This window comes from Priestia sp. D51, assembly GCF_053345675.1.
In genome coordinates this window covers 1-15,823 of sequence record NZ_JBLTIR010000015.1, presented here as the reverse complement: position 1 = coordinate 15,823, position 15,823 = coordinate 1, and the positions used below count along the sequence as shown (strand labels likewise).

At 35.2% G+C, this 15,823-nt stretch carries 15 protein-coding genes, 1 pseudogene and 1 riboswitch; of the genes and pseudogenes, 8 read left to right on the top strand and 8 right to left on the bottom strand.

Translation table 11 applies throughout. The annotated features are described in order from the left end of the window. Nucleotides 1-27: 27 nt before the first annotated feature. A riboswitch (SAM riboswitch) is annotated at nucleotides 28-128 on the bottom strand. A gap of 498 nt (nucleotides 129-626) precedes the next feature. The 4 genes from ACNHOZ_RS26995 to ACNHOZ_RS26980 form a co-directional block, all read right to left on the bottom strand. After that, a complete protein-coding gene (locus tag ACNHOZ_RS26995) occupies nucleotides 627-959 on the bottom strand; it encodes a hypothetical protein (protein WP_447697385.1) in 333 nt (110 codons plus the stop codon). Nucleotides 960-1,158: 199 nt separating this feature from the next. Then, nucleotides 1,159-1,995 carry an STAS domain-containing protein gene (locus ACNHOZ_RS26990; protein ID WP_099000198.1) on the bottom strand — a complete coding sequence of 279 codons (837 nt, stop codon included), beginning with the start codon at nucleotides 1,993-1,995 and terminating at the stop codon, nucleotides 1,159-1,161. 403 nt (nucleotides 1,996-2,398) lie between these two features. Continuing rightward, nucleotides 2,399-2,776: a hypothetical protein gene (locus tag ACNHOZ_RS26985; protein WP_048022173.1), complete on the bottom strand. Its 378-nt coding sequence runs from the start codon at nucleotides 2,774-2,776 to the stop codon at nucleotides 2,399-2,401. Between the two features lie 17 nt (nucleotides 2,777-2,793). After that, entirely contained in the window at nucleotides 2,794-3,978 is a 1,185-nt protein-coding gene (locus tag ACNHOZ_RS26980; RefSeq protein ID WP_325077221.1) for an Alp7A family actin-like protein, read from the bottom strand. Nucleotides 3,979-4,505: 527 nt separating this feature from the next. Here ACNHOZ_RS26980 and ACNHOZ_RS26975 point away from each other — a divergent pair. After that, complete coding sequence (locus ACNHOZ_RS26975; protein ID WP_047934289.1) at nucleotides 4,506-4,715, top strand: alpha/beta-type small acid-soluble spore protein; 210 nt, start codon at nucleotides 4,506-4,508, stop codon at nucleotides 4,713-4,715. Between the two features lie 130 nt (nucleotides 4,716-4,845). Here ACNHOZ_RS26975 and ACNHOZ_RS26970 read toward each other — a convergent pair whose 3' ends face one another. Beyond that, on the bottom strand, nucleotides 4,846-5,673 hold the full coding sequence (locus ACNHOZ_RS26970; RefSeq protein WP_447697384.1) for a MerR family transcriptional regulator: 828 nt from the start codon (nucleotides 5,671-5,673) through the stop codon (nucleotides 4,846-4,848). Nucleotides 5,674-5,813: 140 nt separating this feature from the next. On the opposite strand from ACNHOZ_RS26970, the gene norA reads away from it, so the two are divergent. The 6 genes and pseudogenes from norA (at nucleotide 5,814) to ACNHOZ_RS26940 (ending at nucleotide 11,097) form a co-directional block, all read left to right on the top strand. Next, entirely contained in the window at nucleotides 5,814-7,013 is a 1,200-nt protein-coding gene (gene norA, locus ACNHOZ_RS26965; protein ID WP_447697383.1) for a multidrug efflux MFS transporter NorA, read from the top strand. A 388-nt stretch (nucleotides 7,014-7,401) separates the two neighbouring features. After that, entirely contained in the window at nucleotides 7,402-7,701 is a 300-nt protein-coding gene (locus ACNHOZ_RS26960; RefSeq protein ID WP_447697382.1) for a hypothetical protein, read from the top strand. Between the two features lie 12 nt (nucleotides 7,702-7,713). After that, complete coding sequence (locus ACNHOZ_RS26955) at nucleotides 7,714-8,847, top strand: FtsK/SpoIIIE domain-containing protein (protein ID WP_447697381.1); 1,134 nt, start codon at nucleotides 7,714-7,716, stop codon at nucleotides 8,845-8,847. Continuing rightward, nucleotides 8,844-9,539 carry a hypothetical protein gene (locus ACNHOZ_RS26950; protein ID WP_447697380.1) on the top strand — a complete coding sequence of 232 codons (696 nt, stop codon included), beginning with the start codon at nucleotides 8,844-8,846 and terminating at the stop codon, nucleotides 9,537-9,539. The genes ACNHOZ_RS26955 and ACNHOZ_RS26950 overlap by 4 nt, the downstream gene beginning before the upstream one ends. Before the next feature lie 244 nt (nucleotides 9,540-9,783). Continuing rightward, nucleotides 9,784-10,104 (top strand): hypothetical protein, encoded by a 321-nt coding sequence (locus tag ACNHOZ_RS26945; RefSeq protein WP_099000203.1) that lies wholly within the window; start codon nucleotides 9,784-9,786, stop codon nucleotides 10,102-10,104. Nucleotides 10,105-10,817: 713 nt separating this feature from the next. Next, nucleotides 10,818-11,097, top strand: a pseudogene (locus ACNHOZ_RS26940) (helix-turn-helix domain-containing protein). A 175-nt stretch (nucleotides 11,098-11,272) separates the two neighbouring features. Here ACNHOZ_RS26940 and ACNHOZ_RS26935 read toward each other — a convergent pair. The 3 genes from ACNHOZ_RS26935 to ACNHOZ_RS26925 form a co-directional block, all read right to left on the bottom strand. After that, on the bottom strand, nucleotides 11,273-11,458 hold the full coding sequence (locus ACNHOZ_RS26935) for a gamma-type small acid-soluble spore protein (RefSeq protein WP_099000204.1): 186 nt from the start codon (nucleotides 11,456-11,458) through the stop codon (nucleotides 11,273-11,275). A gap of 612 nt (nucleotides 11,459-12,070) precedes the next feature. Then, nucleotides 12,071-13,621, bottom strand: a complete 1,551-nt coding sequence (locus ACNHOZ_RS26930; protein ID WP_447697379.1) for a glycosyltransferase — start codon at nucleotides 13,619-13,621, stop codon at nucleotides 12,071-12,073. Beyond that, nucleotides 13,611-14,708: a tetratricopeptide repeat-containing glycosyltransferase family 2 protein gene (locus tag ACNHOZ_RS26925; RefSeq protein ID WP_447697378.1), complete on the bottom strand. Its 1,098-nt coding sequence runs from the start codon at nucleotides 14,706-14,708 to the stop codon at nucleotides 13,611-13,613. Before ACNHOZ_RS26925 ends, ACNHOZ_RS26930 begins: the two co-directional genes overlap by 11 nt. A gap of 302 nt (nucleotides 14,709-15,010) precedes the next feature. On the opposite strand from ACNHOZ_RS26925, the gene ACNHOZ_RS26920 reads away from it, so the two are divergent. Then, a partial coding sequence (locus ACNHOZ_RS26920; protein WP_447697377.1) for a collagen-like repeat preface domain-containing protein occupies nucleotides 15,011-15,823 on the top strand: 813 nt, incomplete at its 3' end.

The following is a 15,823-nucleotide window of genomic DNA, read 5'->3' as shown; positions in this document are numbered from 1 at the left end:
AGAGGTTAATAATCGTTATGGGTTCTCTTCTTATCTTCAAGCAAATTGCTACTGGAATTGGCACAGTACTTTAACAGTCTGTTGCCGAGGCTTCCTAGGGCCAGTCCCTCCACCTCTCGAGATAAGAATATTCAATTTATTTAACTAGAAGAAATATTACACTTGTTTTCTTAGCTTGTCAACAAAAAATTGGAAAATCAGAAATAGCACATCTCTTATCTCATTACTTCCTCATTACCTACTACAGTAAGGGTTCTTCTTTGTTTTTGGTTTGGACAGGAAAGCTTATCGCAATAGCTACATAGTATTTAAAGAATTTGGCTCCATTACCTAATTGTTATTTATCTTCACCAATTGTATTAAAAAAATATCTGACTCCATTATACCTAGCCTCTTCATTGCACTTTGCAAGGAGCGCTATTCCTCACTTCTAATTTCTCTCTTTGATTCATTTCTTAGAGCGAATACGCTAAACCAATCTTTCATATAGTCACATCTTCTTGCAAATACGAAAAGAGCAACCATCATATACTGGCTGCTCTCTCCTAGCAAAAATGCACTCACATCAATGTGAATGTGAACGTATTCATATTACAGCACTTCATTGATAAAAAAAGAAATAATTTCTATTTGCCTTTATACATAGTTAATCGTTCTTTTGCTAAATTAATTAATTCCTTTAACTCTTCAACAGATTGCTTGTTATTACAATCGTTTAATAAATCTATTGTATCTTGCAAAAATTGCTCTCTTCTTTTTACCCTTTTATATTCAGCCCTATATTCTTCTGCCATCCTTGCTGTTCGAGTAGACCCCTGACGAGGAGTGGGAACTTTTTCAAAATCTGAGGTACGAGATTTTTTATCTTTTTCATCAAGCATAGCGTTTTCTGGATTCCTATTCCTCAATCCTGATTGACCCAAAATACTCCTTGCAGCTCGTTCTCTTCTAATGGCCATTGTCATTTCCCCTCTCTGGAATTGAGATTTGAGATAAAACGTCTTGTACACATTCAATAACAATAAAATAAACCCTTCTTTTGATAAGTTAAATTACTAATTTCAATTGATGCTTAGTTACTAGCTATTCCGTCTTTATTTCTATCCAACAATAAGAAGACTACCTTCCATTGGTAGTCTTCCTGCTGCTATAATTCTTTTACCTTATATGCAAAAGGTCACTTACTGCGTCCTTTAGTTTTCCATAGGTTCTTATTTTACTGAAGTCTATACCCAATTGAACGGCTGTTAAAGCAATTTCTGGACGGATACCTGTAATCGTTGTATCAATTCCTAGCAATTCTAACATGTTTACGACTTGAAACAATTCATTGGTCATCATTGTATCAATGGAAGGTACACCTGATAGATCAATGATTAGGCAAGACAATTCAAGGTCTTTTGCCTGCATCATAATTTTTCCCGCAAAGTCATTGCTCTTATAGTCATCGATCTGACCAATTATAGGAAGAACACCAACTGTATCTGAAATACTAATGATTGGTGTACTCAGTTCTGAAATTAGCTTTTTTTGAGCATATACTTGCGCCTCTGCTACTTGTCCATAATACATGGTAAAGAGTTCAATCATCCGGTCAAAGGCTTCGTTTAAGGTTCTGTTCCATAGAATAATATCTTGTTGTGTAATACTAGACTGATGGAGGCTTATAAATGCTTCAACCTTGTTAAGAAAAATAGCACGAAACTTTTTGAAATGACGGATACTCAGGTAAAGAGGATTCCCTAAGCGAGCTCGTTTGGTTGCAATCTCTTGGGCCCAACCACTAAGATTTTTAAAAGATCCATCCTTTAGGACCTTCACTATTGTACGGGTAAAATAGTGATTTTGTTCTCGAAGGTATTCAGTTACCTCTGGAGAAGCATCAGCTGTATAAACAGAATTCTCTTCTATCTCTCGAGAATCTAACCACTCTTGAGCCATTTCATTCACATGTTGTAATAAAAAATCATGTAATTCTTGAGTCATTTTATCCATAGCGTTTTCCCCTTTGGTGATAGATAACTTTATCTTTCCCTTTTATTGAGCACAGAAAACATAACTACTATTCAACACACGGATACTTATTTTAAGGTATGGTACGTTCATGCGAGGGAGCGTTTCTGCGGTACCTCTTTAGTTTTATAGACGAATTGCTTAAGTTAAAAAATAAAATGAGGTTAGTTTATTCTCAACTGAAATCCATTAATCCTGCTGTTTGTTAGGTGCCTTTTTATATGAATGCTAAAATATAAAAAGAGCAAGTAAATTTTAAAATTTATAATTGTTCCTATATAAAACATTTCACCTTGATTATTTTTAAAGGCTAGTATCTGTTTGATCATGGTTTAGGTGAACCACAAAAAGAAAACCACTAGAATGGCTCTAGTGGTTTTCCTTTTTAAAAGTCGCTATATTCTTCTAAGTCGTCATCGTCTAATGAGCCAGATATATTTTCTAAATCTGCAATCTTTCCTTCTTTCAGTTGAGGAACCTTTGAAGGCTCTTCTTCTTTAAAAGTATTGCTTCCTACAAAACCCGTTGTTTGGGCTAATACCTTTAATTCAGATAGTTCATTCTTAATATGCTCAAACATTTCGTAGGTTTTTTTATCTTCCCTTGCTTTTCTTCCAGTAGATGAATCATCTAAATCACGTAGAATTAAAGACGAAATATAATCTCCTAACTTACGCGATTTAGCATATGTAGCCAGTTGATTATACACTTCATCGCTCAATCGATTTGTCTTAATGGTAAACGCATTTTGGCGTTCTGACATCCTTATCACCTACGTTGTTAGGATTTAACGGCTTTTTTCTCTGCTGCTTGCTTCTTCTGAACGTAACCAATACTACGAATCTCTAAGCCAAATAAATTTAAATGGCGGCTATCTTGGGGCACCTTATGATACTTCTCTGTACGTTCTTCTCCAATTTTTTCACGCATACTATTCATGATAGCAACTTCTAAAGTAGGAGCTACCCCTCCACAGTACACATATTTACGCACTTTGTTCGCTGGAGGTGGTGCAACATCATTTAACTTAGCCAATAAGATCTCTACATATTCTCGAAGAGAAGACTTGATTGTATTTGTTAAATCAATGGATTCGCCTGTGTTTTCGTTTTTTAATACAAACTTTTGTTTACCGTAGTTATCAAGAATAAATTGATCAAACGCACGTAAGTCTGTAAACAGTTCTAGGAATTTCTCTTTACGCAATTTATCGATATGCGCTAAATAAGGGATGCCTTCAATGCTTTGGAATGATTCGCGACTATTGGCAGCTTTCAACCCTTCTGGTAGAATAACCACATCAATGGAACCACCACCAATGTCCACCATAACTGTTTCACATTCTACATACTCATTTGCATCTTCACGATCTTCAAGGGTTAAGTCTTTTTTTAAGGCAAAACGTGCACTTTCTCCCTCTTTTAAGCACGCACTTTCTTCTACTACTACCTTTAACGTATTTTCGAACCCAGGCGTATGCACCGTAAACGTATGGTCGCCTAAGAAACGATTAGCCATCGCTTTTTGAGCTGCACCAAATGTACTCTCTTTCTTAAGGAGCCAGATTGGTAGCATCGTAGAAAAGTAGTCAATTTCAATTGTGTTATCTTTTTTATCCTTAGCATGTAAAGCATGGTAGTACGCAATTGCAGCTAAAAAGGTGATGTATGGAATATGACTTGTAATTTTATTATGTAATTTATTAATGTGATTGTTAGCAAGCAATTGACTTGCAGCAATGTCACCAACTAAGAAATAGCGCTCTTTTTCTTCTCCTTGAATAGTTGTGGAAAGTAAAATACGCTTTTTAAATTCTTCTGGAGCTGTAACAGCATCTGTAAAGAAAGAATCTGCAGCTTCTTTTTGAAGTTCAACTACATTCGTTGGAAAATCAAATAAATATCCATCCATGATGTTCATATCAACAGAGTTTCCGCAATCTTTATTAAAACGTGAAATTTTCATTTCTACACACCTCATCTTTTAAGTTGAACTTATATTCAACTTATTGTACTTGATGTAGGATAAATATTCAAGATGTGAGAACAATTTAATTATCTACAAAAACTTACATCTATCAACAATTGAAGGAATTAAGTAGAGATTATATTTAAATACGATGTCCCACCATTATCTTACTGAAAATTAGCAACACAACAATTGCAAAACTTACTGACTTGTCTTTTTTTTACGCTTAGAAACATAAGAAACTTTATTCTTTAATAAGGTAATATATAGTGAATCTTGTCTTTAAATGTCGTCTTAGCTCTTTCTTTAAAGCCTATCCTTTTATAGATTAGCTTGCTTTTTATTTTAGACGTTATAACGATTAGATATCATTTAACAAAGAGGTTTAATTTTCCTTATCAAGTAGGCACTTTTTCTATACGAATTTATAAGGTAAGGATAGTTTAAAATTTTTTTCATTTTATGAATAACTGATTCTCCTTTTACACATGTTAACGTTAGAACCAATAAAGGAGCTGGATAAAATGGCAAACAATAAAAATAGCAACACAAATGAATTATTAGTATATGGTGCTCAACAAGCAATTGACCAAATGAAATATGAAATCGCTAGCGAGTTTGGTGTTAACCTAGGTCCTGATGCAACTGCTCGTGCAAACGGATCTGTAGGTGGAGAAATTACAAAGCGTCTTGTACAAATGGCTGAGCAACAACTTGGCGGCGGACGTTTCTAATACAATTTTATAATACTAGCTGAAGGAGGAATGGAGTCCATTCTTCCTTTTTCTATGAGGGATTTTTTATACTATTTCGTAGAAAGTGGCCTCTTCATGCAACTATAAGTACAAGATTAAAAAATAAATCTTACTGTTCCTTTAAATTTTTCTTCACCTGTATGCTAATTTTAGTAAGGTATTCTTCTTCGTTATTAGTTTTCATTGAATTGTACAAGTACTCTTCATATGCGTCACCTACAATAGAATATTCTTCTGTCTTAATAAAATTAGTTATATGGAGGTAGGAAGACTCAATATTTTTATAAGGTCCTTCGTGATAATAAATGGCATAAAGACCTTCTGGCTTTGACTGTCCTGTGTCCAACTCACTATAAGAAAATAAATAATCAACCCTCTCAAACTTCTCTTGAATTAGGGTCTCTTTTGTTAGTAAAGATCCAATAGGAACCGGAACTTGCAAACCTATCTGTTTTCCAAAATGATTATATTGTTCTGACCATTCTTCTACTGTATTCATGCCCTCATTTGAAGTTTTATTACTTAGAAGGATGTACTTTTTCTCCGTTTTTTGGACATAAACTTTTCCAAATTCGACACCTTCCAGTTCCTCTTCCGTTGAAATAATCTGCTTAAAAAAACGTTGAATTTGAAGCAATTTTTCAATTTCTTTTTCTACTATAACGGTTTGTTGTTTTGCCATTTGAACAAATTTATGAGTGTTTTTGGAACTAAGATATTCTTTTAGCTCCTCGATTGACACACCCAATTTCCGAAGAGACTGGAGTGTAGAGAATGATTTGATTTGATCATAGGTATAATAGCGATAACCATTTAAAAGTTTCCCCGCAGGTTTGAAAAGATTAATTTTATCGTAATAAAATAATGTATCTTTCTTCACTCCCACGTAGCTAGCAAATTCTCCTGTAGTTAAAGTTTTAGTATTTTTTCTCTCCACTTTGAAAACTCCTCTTGACTATAGACTAACTCCATACTTCATACTCTATCATAAGCAAACGCTGTATCATATGGCGCGGATGGTACATCAAGCTATATATAAGTTTTTGCCCAGCAATCTATACAGACGGAGGTTTACATATGAGTAAGACAAAAAGAAGTACACTATACCTCTTACTTATAAACATATTTATTGTTTTTTTAGGAATTGGTTTAGTCATACCTGTATTACCGAGTATTATGAATGAATTGAACATTATTGGTACAACTGTTGGTTATTTAACAGCAGTATTTTCCCTAACACAATTAATTATTTCTCCATTTGCGGGGAAAGCAGCTGATAAATTTGGCCGTAAAATCATGATAGTAATAGGATTATTCATTTTCAGTGTCTCAGAACTATTATTTGGAATAGGGGAAACAATTGAGTTATTATTCATATCACGTATTTTAGGCGGTGTTAGTGGTGCTTGTATTATGCCCGCGGTGACAGCTTTTATTGCGGATATAACAACCTTGGAAACACGCCCAAAGATGCTAGGATATATGTCAGCAGCTATTACTACTGGATTAATTATCGGACCAGGTGTAGGTGGCTTCTTAGCTGAGATTGGCACGCGAGTACCCTTTTACTCAGCTTCAGTCCTTGGATTTGTTGCTGCACTCTTATCTGTTATGCTGTTAAAAGAGCCAGCATCTGCTCATAAGGAAATAGAAACTGAGGGATTAAGTGAGAAAAAGCGTGGCCTTAAGAAGATATTCATGCCTATGTTCTTTATTGCTTTTGTAGTCATTTTTGTATCGACATTTGGGTTAACGGCATTTGAGTCCTTCTTCAGTTTATACGTTGATCATAAATTCGCGTTTAGTCCATTGGATATTGCTATTTCAATCACAGGCGGTGCCATCATAGGTGCAATATTTCAGATTGTGCTATTCGAGCCGTTAGTAAAGTACATGGGTGAAATTAATATGATTCGTTGGTCATTGGTATTATCTGCGATTTTAGTTTTTACAATGACATTAGTGAGCTCTTACTGGACGGTTATGACAGTCACATTTACCGTATTTATAGGTGCGGATCTCATTCGCCCAGCCGTAACAACGTACTTATCACGCATTGCTGGAAATGAACAAGGCTTTGTTGGAGGAATGAACTCTTTTTTCACTTCCCTGGCCAATGTATTTAGCCCCATCTTAGGTGGCATTTTATTTGATATTAATATTAATTACCCCTACTATTTCAGTACAGTTGTAATTATCATTGGTTTAGCCATCACTATACTATGGAAAAAACCTAAAACTGAAGAGTTAAAACTATCGAAAAAGAGTACCTTATAAACTCTTATATTTAAATCTGATTTCTCATCTATTCCATGAAAAGTGGGCTATTAAGACAACCACCAGCATATAAAAACTCTTGCCTTCTTACATAATTAGCTACCCCTTACCTACTGCGGTAAGGGTTCTTTGTTATTTTTCGACTGGACAGGCAAGCTTACCGCAGTAGTTACATAGTATCTAAAGAATCTTAACTTCATCACCTAATCAGTAGCTAGTTCAGTATCGCTACAGCGTTAATACAAGCTGTATACGCCCAGTGAAGCCAATTGGGGAACCTGTAAGGGAGCTGAGCCGAAGAGGCGAAGGGGGCGACCGAATGGGTTGAGCTGAAAAAATAGGTATATAAAACGCAAAAAAAATTAAACAAATGAAAGAAGGTATCAGCATGAGAAAAACACATGATATTGGTTTTCGAAACTTCCTCCATCAACCATTCTTTAAGCCTTCCACAAAGCCTCGTCCATTCAAGGCATATTCCTTTGTCCCATTTAGTCCACTTGCCATGCTTGACCCCACTATTTTGACCATAGGAGGTATCGTCTTAGGAATCGCTATTATCGAACGAATATTAGAAGGATGGGGTGTCATAGATTTGGTTGATCAGTTTGCGAAAGTGATGCGGTTTATCCTGCCTGTTACCTTCTATAGTGCGTTGATTTACTTTTTTGCGACCTTTATGTTTTGAGGAGGAATATGGATGTTTGAAAAACTAAAACTGCGTGGCCAACTGATTAAAGCGTTTCGTACGGCAGAGATTTATCGAGTGGTGAAGCGTGGAGACCGTACCTCCTATCTATTTCCGAAAATTCATCAGATAGACCATCATCATACGTACACCCGGTACGCCTTTTCCTTATTAAATGGCATTGATCCTGAACTTTTAAACAAAAAGAGATGGGCGTTACGCCAAGTATTAGGCAGCAACATCGAAATAAATGGCAGCTTAAAAAACTTTAGTATTACTGTTCATCACAAAAGCCTCCCTAAGATGCTCCATTATAGGTATGAAGGCATTCACCCTCATATTGAGAAAATGGAACTTCCCGTATGCATCGGTCAAGACATCTATGGAAACCCGGTTTCATGGGATTTTGCGGATTTAGAAACGTTACTGATTTCTGGCGAAATTGGAGCCGGGAAAAGCAGTCTTATGCGGGTTATCCTCACCACTTGGGTGAAATATGCCTCTCCTGAAGACTTGCGTTTAGTGTTAGTGGATCTTAAACGAGCTGATTTGGGGCTGTTTCACGGGATTGAGCATGTGGATGCGCTTTGTTTTGAGGCAAAGGACATGAGAAAACCTTTTGCTTTATTACGATCTGAAATGTATCGAAGAGGCGATTTATTGTTAGAGAATGGGGTCACTCATATCAGCAGGCTACCTTTTAAGCTGCCTCGTATCGTTGTGGTAATTGATGAAATGTCCATAGTGAAAAGAGAAACGGATCTTGTAGAGATGATTCAACAGTTTGCGAGTCAAGGTCGTGCGTTAGGTGTTCATACGATTATTGCCATGCAGCGTCCAGATGCCGATTTGTTGAATTCAGCACTCAAAGCAAACTTACGAGTTCGGATCTCTGGAAGGCAAGCCGATGCCACGAATGCAAAAGTGGCAGGTGTACTGGGGGCAGAAGAAATCAATGCCGCAGCCAGGGGACGCATGAAAATTAAAATTGATGAGGTCAAAGAGTTTCAAGCCTATTTCTTAGATGAAGGAGCTTGTAAGGAAATACTTTCACCTTATAAAACGCTCGTGAAAGATCCTGAACCAGAACTAGAAGTGGTATCACAGTCCATCTTCGGGTTATTAGGGAAGGAGGAGCAGCGATGAGTTTCCGTTTATCTCAACGTGATAAAGACATCATAGGGTTTATTAATCAATTTAGAGCCGTGGATCGGGACTCATTAGTTGACCTATTCTTTAGACACCTTAAATCGCCCGTAAATGCGTGTAATAGTGTCATGGTACGTTTGTATCGTTTGGGGTTAATTGAACGCACACAGCAGTATTCTCCTACGGTCTACTTACCTGTAGATGCCAAAATCAAAAAGAGCTCTCAAAAAATCCTTCATTTCCTTTTCATTCTAGATGTCTATAAGCAAATGTGTACGTATAGTATACCTAAACACGTCGTTGTGGAAGATAAGCCCACCGGACGAAAAGGAGGCATTGAACCGGATCTGTTTTGTATTTTTAAAGGATCTCCCTTTTGGGTTGAAATTCAGAGAAATCAGTATTCCGAACAGAAAATGCAGGAGAAGATAAAACTTTATGAAGAGTTTTTCTTTTCTGATGAGTGGAGATCTTTGCATTGGCAGCCAGAGGACCGATCAGCCATCTTCCCTTCCATCATCTTGATTACGCCTGTTCGGTATACGGTGTCTTCTGACCACATCCGCATTATACAAGTAGGCAACATTCATGAATTGATGGAGAAATATAAAAGTTCTTCGAAACAAACAAAAGAAGCAAGGTCAAGGCCATCAGCTTCTTCTGGTGGAATAAAAATCAATTTAACGTAAAGTGCTAGAAACGTGTTTGTAATTACATAAAAACGGGCTACCTTAAAACAATGAAAGGTAGCCTTTTTATGGACCTTTTATTGACAATTTGCAAAGGGCTCTGAAAACAGCTTCATTATTATGTAGAAGTAATAAATGCCGTGAGGAGACCAATCAATTTTGTAGGCTGGTATCAGGAGAAATTAATTCGTATAATAGAAGAGAATCAGTAGTACTACCAAGACAACTGGGGAGGTGAGCGAATATGAGTTTACGAGAGGAATTACTGGCGCAGGAATACGAGGAAAGAACAAAGCCAAGAGGGGTCGTATACTTCACAAGCGCTGACGGACAAGTTGTCGCTAAGACTTGCCGTGAATGCGGCGAGTTAAAATATGCAAAGAACTATCATTATAAAAGCGATGGGTTCGGCCACCTTGGACCATACTGTAAAGTTTGCGTTTCTATTCGTGACCGAGATTATTACATTGAAAATAGAGAACGAGTAAAACGAGTTAAAAATGCTTATTACCATAGAAAAAGAGCAGAGCAACTTTCTTTTAATTTATTCGAAAATAACGAGTAGGATTACGGCGGCCAACAAGGTCGCTTTTTTGTTTACATACCGATAAATTGACTAGAAGCTACTTATTTGATTGGTTAATTGCATGGTTTGAACACGCTTGAATGTAAAGAGGTGTTTAGGCTTTCCCTTTTTAAAACGATGTTTTTATCTACGGACTTTCTTTGACCAGTAAAATACATAGGAAGCAAGGTCAAGGGTTTTCCCTTCTTCTAGTGGAATTAAAATCAATTCAACATAAGCTAGCTATATCCGTAAACCAAGAAAAGCCCTTAATTAGTTAAGGACTGAAAGGACTCTTCTTCGTTACGAATAAGTAATGGCTTTATAGTGGAACCATCTAATTTATTCTATCATGTTTTCAGTATGAAAAGGAATTTTTATCCTTTATTAAAATGTTTTAAAGGTAAATAATATTGTTTAGAACAACCCTCTACAGATGTAACAAAAAGGAAGAATTAACATCTATTTTCTCATAAGAAAAAGCACCCTCATCGTTATTGGCATCGAAGAATAAGGGTGCTCCTTAGGAATTTAGGTTTTCTGTGCAAAAATATAATAAAGATTAGGTCCATCATTAGTATAACACATAAATTGAGAGGTTGTCATACAAATTTTATAGTATTAAAAGGAATTTCTATGAAAACTGAACCTATAAATAGGGAAAGTAGCCTATATAAAATCGAAAATTGACTTAACTGTTTCAGGTGATTCAAATGGCCATTATAATTAACATTAATGCCATGTTAGCTAAAAGCAAGATGAATGTAACAGAACTACCGGAGAAAGTTTGTATTACGATATTCAATCTTTCTGTATTGAAAATATGGAAAAGCAAAAGCAGTTAGATTCTCAATAATTGAAGAGATCTGTAAGGAATCAAATCGCCAACCAAGAGATATCTTAAAATACCAAGAAGATAGGGAAAACACGACTAATACTTTGCTCCTTATACTTTCTTTTATCCCAACTACAAAGAAAAAAAGCTACCCTTAGGAAAGGTAGCTTTTTTTACACACATTACGTTTGCGAGTGGAGTTACAATGCTTATTAAGTAGTTTGTACAAATACAGCGCTACTATGTAACATTTTCACGGTAATAAAAAGAAAATTGATTACAACAAAGGATTCTCCCATATTCATTGGAAGAACCCTTTTTATTTATACTTTGTTATTTATTAGAATTTTGGTTTTTATTAGCAGAAGCTTGAGCGTTTTGACGTTTAACGTGTTGTACGTCAGTCTCGCTAGCAAATTCTGTACCGTATTTGCTAGAAGAAGCTTGAGCATTTTTTTGCTTCACATGTTGTACGTCTGTTCCTGAAGCAGTCTTGTTAGCGTATTTATTGTTTTCCATTACTATCACCTCCACAAGAATTAATATATCCAAGTGGCCGTTCAGTATCCTTAAAAATACTTGGTAAGAAAAACATAAAAAATTCATTCAAACTTGGGCACATTACTATCATATAAAAATCCATATTTAAAAGTACCAGACCAACTTTAAGTTAATTTAAACTGCCTTAAGGAGATTATTCAATTTTTGATGAGTAAAGTCACGCTCTTTTTCATTGGGTTTATTCATGGACATACTTCTTGCTCATCTCAGTTGGTGTTTTTTTTGAATGTTTTTAAATTGATAAAGTAAGCACCTTTTCTTACTAAAGCATTATTTAGTCATTATCTGCTAAATTTTTAAAGAATGTATTAGAAGGAAAGTTTACTCAAGAAGAAATAATCTCAAAAAGTGATAAAATTCTACAAGAAGCATACTAATTATTTAAAGGAATTAGAACTAAATGTTACTAATAGTCATATTTAGTAAAGTTTTTTTGTTTTTTATAATACATTTCATATTACCCATTGTCGTACACCATTCAAGAAACAAAAGCTTATTGTTCAGTAGGTCTTTCCTTAGTACATAATGAGAAATTTAGAATGAACATTTCTGCTTCTTTTCAATTTCTCTCTACTCTCTCCACTTTATCAAATTGGGACTTTTATCTAATATGGATTCATATTGCTCCTTTATCCCATATTGAGCCTGCGGGTCATTGACTAGATATCTTTTGTATTTTTCTAAGCGATATTCTAACTTGGACCAGCCATAATGTTTTACTCTTAAGCTAGATATGCTATTTGGCAATTGAAATATATTTTCGGGGAATCGCCCACAGTGCTGAGGAGTTTCCTTCCATACAAAAGAGAAATCCTTCCTGTATCGAACGAGAAACGGCCGATAGAAAAAATGAGCATACCAATATTCATCCTCACGATAATGGGTATTATTCCAAAAATCATAGAGCCTAAAAGAATAAAGATCATAATCCTCTTGTTCAAGAAGCTGGCTTACCTCTTGATTAAATTTATCTTCAAATAGTTCATCAGCATCTACATTTAAAATCCAATTAGGCTTTGTTTTGATTGTTTCGTCCCATTGCTGCTTTCGCAGCTCTACTTCGTTAGAAAATTTCGAAACTTGATTTTGCACAATTTTACATGGTACTGTTTTTAAAACTTCTCTACAAAGCTCCACTGAATTGTCTATACTCCCATCATCAATAATGACAGCATTATCAATATAGGGAAGGTGACTGGTTAAAGCTTCTCTCAAAAAACGATTCTCCTCATTTTTAATTACCATAGACAAGGTAAGTGTTGGTTTTGTAGGAATAGATACATTAATGTTCAAATGAGCATTTTTGTGTCTATTCATGCTTTTGTTAAGAAATTCTTTTCCCCCTTCTATATCTGTATCTCGATAAATATGGTAGGCAGGATAATGTGTATCTACATGTAGGGAAAGACCTATTGCAGCTGCACGTATGCAAAAATGACGATCCTCTCCCCAAAATGTTAAATTGGGTATTTTGCTAAAGTTAACTCCTTTTTGAAGAGCATGTTGTGAAATAAGAGTGCAGGCACCAAGTCCTCCTACCTCATAAACTCCAGGGTTTCTCATTTTCGTTATGAATTCTTGATAACGGACATTTATTTGTTCTGTAGATAACTGCTCTCCTAGTTGTTTATTGTATTGGATATATTCATCGTAAAGCCACACTTGTGGTTGCTCCATTGAATCTAGTTGCCATTTTGTCCAAAAAATTTCAGAAATAATATCTTTTTCTTGTTTTACTAAATGAACAACAGTTTGTGGACATAACAACAAATCGGAATCTACAAAAAATAAATAATTATAGTTTTTTTCTTGTGCGTATCTAATAATTAAATTTTTAAAATTAGCTACTTTCCACACTAGACGTTCATTCCAGTAATGAGTCTGCTCATCCTTCGAATAAACATCTTGAAAGGATGATTTTTCAATCATTACTGATTCAATGCACTTTTGGAATTGTATGAGAAGACGACTTGAATCTACATTTGCGTTATCATCTATGAAATAGAAATGTATTAGTAATTCCTCTTTTTTGAGTTGCTTTAAAGACTCTAAGAATAAACTTAAAATTTCTGGTTTTTGATGCACAGGACTTGCGATCAGTACCGTTTGTTTATGACTCACTTCCCACACCGTCTTCTATAAGAATTTTTGTTTCTAAGTAACTTTTGTTATGCATGTATTTAGGATCGTTAGGCCTGTAAGCACCTGCGGATTCATTGTGGTAATTTGCTTTCTTATAGTCTCCTAAAGCATCGTAACAAACACAGAGTTGAATATGGGGAATCCATGTAGAATAGAGATAATTGTGAATTCCGTAATTTTCTTGGGAAACCTCGGTTTTTGTTGCTAGGTCATACCAGAAAACAGCCGAATGGTAGTCTTTTTTTTCAATAAAGAAGTAAGCCAATCTGCAACAGATTTCTGGTCTAGGAGCAGCGTAAGTAAAGGAGCGTAGTAAGGATTCCATCATTTTTTCTTTATCCAAAACCTCGTAATAGCAATCAGCTAAGTTTCTACACGTTGCAATATTATCTTCAACCCATCCCTTCTCTGTTAAAAGAAACCGTTCATAAAAGTTAATTGCTCTTGCAATTTGACCATGATCTTTTAATTCATTTGCAAAATAATATAGATCTCTGGGAGAAAACTCTACACCGTTCAGTAAATTTTTTTCATAAATTTTCAAATTTCGTTCAGAATCATGATGAATACTTTTATGAGTTATAGCCACCTCACTATTGATAATGTTCCCCCATACCTCAAGGTATTCATGGACAAAACCAATCCATTGAAACCCTCTACTTCTCCTTACTAACCTATTTCTTCTTAAACTCGTTGTAACATTACCATATTCATCAGTCGATAGAATATATTTCATCGTAATGGAATCAACATTAGAGTCTAGATTTGTTTTTAATTCTAAAAACTTTTCTTGATCTTTTTCTAGCAACACATCATCTGCATCTAACCATAAAATATAATCTTTCGTGGCCTTCTGAAATGCATAGTTACGTGCAGCTGAAAAATCATCAATCCATTTAAAGTCATAAATGCTATTTGTATAGCGTCTAGCAATTTTTTTAGTTTGGTCACTTGATCCTGTATCAATAACATTTATTTCATCTACTAATTGGTAAAGGCTCTCCAAACACCTCCCAAGCGATTCTTCTTCATCTTTAACAATCATACATAAACTGATAGAAATCATTTCTTATCCCTCCTATAAACTTTTAGTAAATACACGAAGAAACGTTAAATTGTTATTCTCTCAGTATGCATTTACTTGTTTTTTAGATACTAATTTCAAACTCTATTAAATAAATAGCTATTAATTTGAAATATTTTTTAATATTTATAATAACTATGTATAGATAATTGTAAAAGATTCCTTTTAAAGTATAATTATTCTTTTTAAACTTTGTACTAATAAGGCATTGTTAAGCTAAAATATAAAATTGCCTAGATTGGGTTTGTAATGAGTTATTTATTCTTGAATAAAGGAGGATTAAAATGGCTTATAAGCGTGCATTTAAAGTTAGATATTTTAGTTCTGATGATGATACTAATTACTACAAAAAGAAAAATATTAAAAAAATGGATTGTATAGATATTAGAGATTCTCAAGTTAAAAGGTTACTTACTATTTTAGATAGCTTAAAAAGAGAAATTCCGCTGATTCTAAAGAACCCCACTTCAAAAAATATCAATACTATCTCCAATTCACTGAACCACCTTATTATCTTTTTACATGAATTAAAACCTAATTGTTCAGTAACTAAGCATTTAATTAGCACGGTCCAAAATTTATTATCTGCCTTAACAATAAGATGGTCTCCTCCAGTAAAGTTAATCCAAACACTAATTAATAGATTAAATATGCTTATTACTCTTTTGTGCTTAAATAAAGAAACAAACTTTCTATTCTTCAAAGTCTTAACACAAATTGAAGTCATTTTAGCTCACTACCCTTCAACAGGTCCTACCGGAGTGACAGGTTCTACTGGAGCTACAGGTTCTACCGGAGAAACAGGTTCTACCGGAGAAACAGGTCCTACCGGAGAAACAGGTCCTACCGGAGAAACAGGTTCTACCGGAGCTACAGGACTCACTGGAGCTACAGGTTCTACCGGAGAAACAGGTCCTACCGGAGAAACAGGTCCTACCGGAGCTACAGGTTCTACCGGAGCTACAGGTTCTACCGGAGCTACAGGCCCTACTGGGACTGCAGGAATTGCTGGAGTGACTGGGCCTACTGGAGCTACAGGGATCACTGGAATTACAGGTTCTACTGGAGCTATAGGTCCTACCGGAGTAACAGGTTCT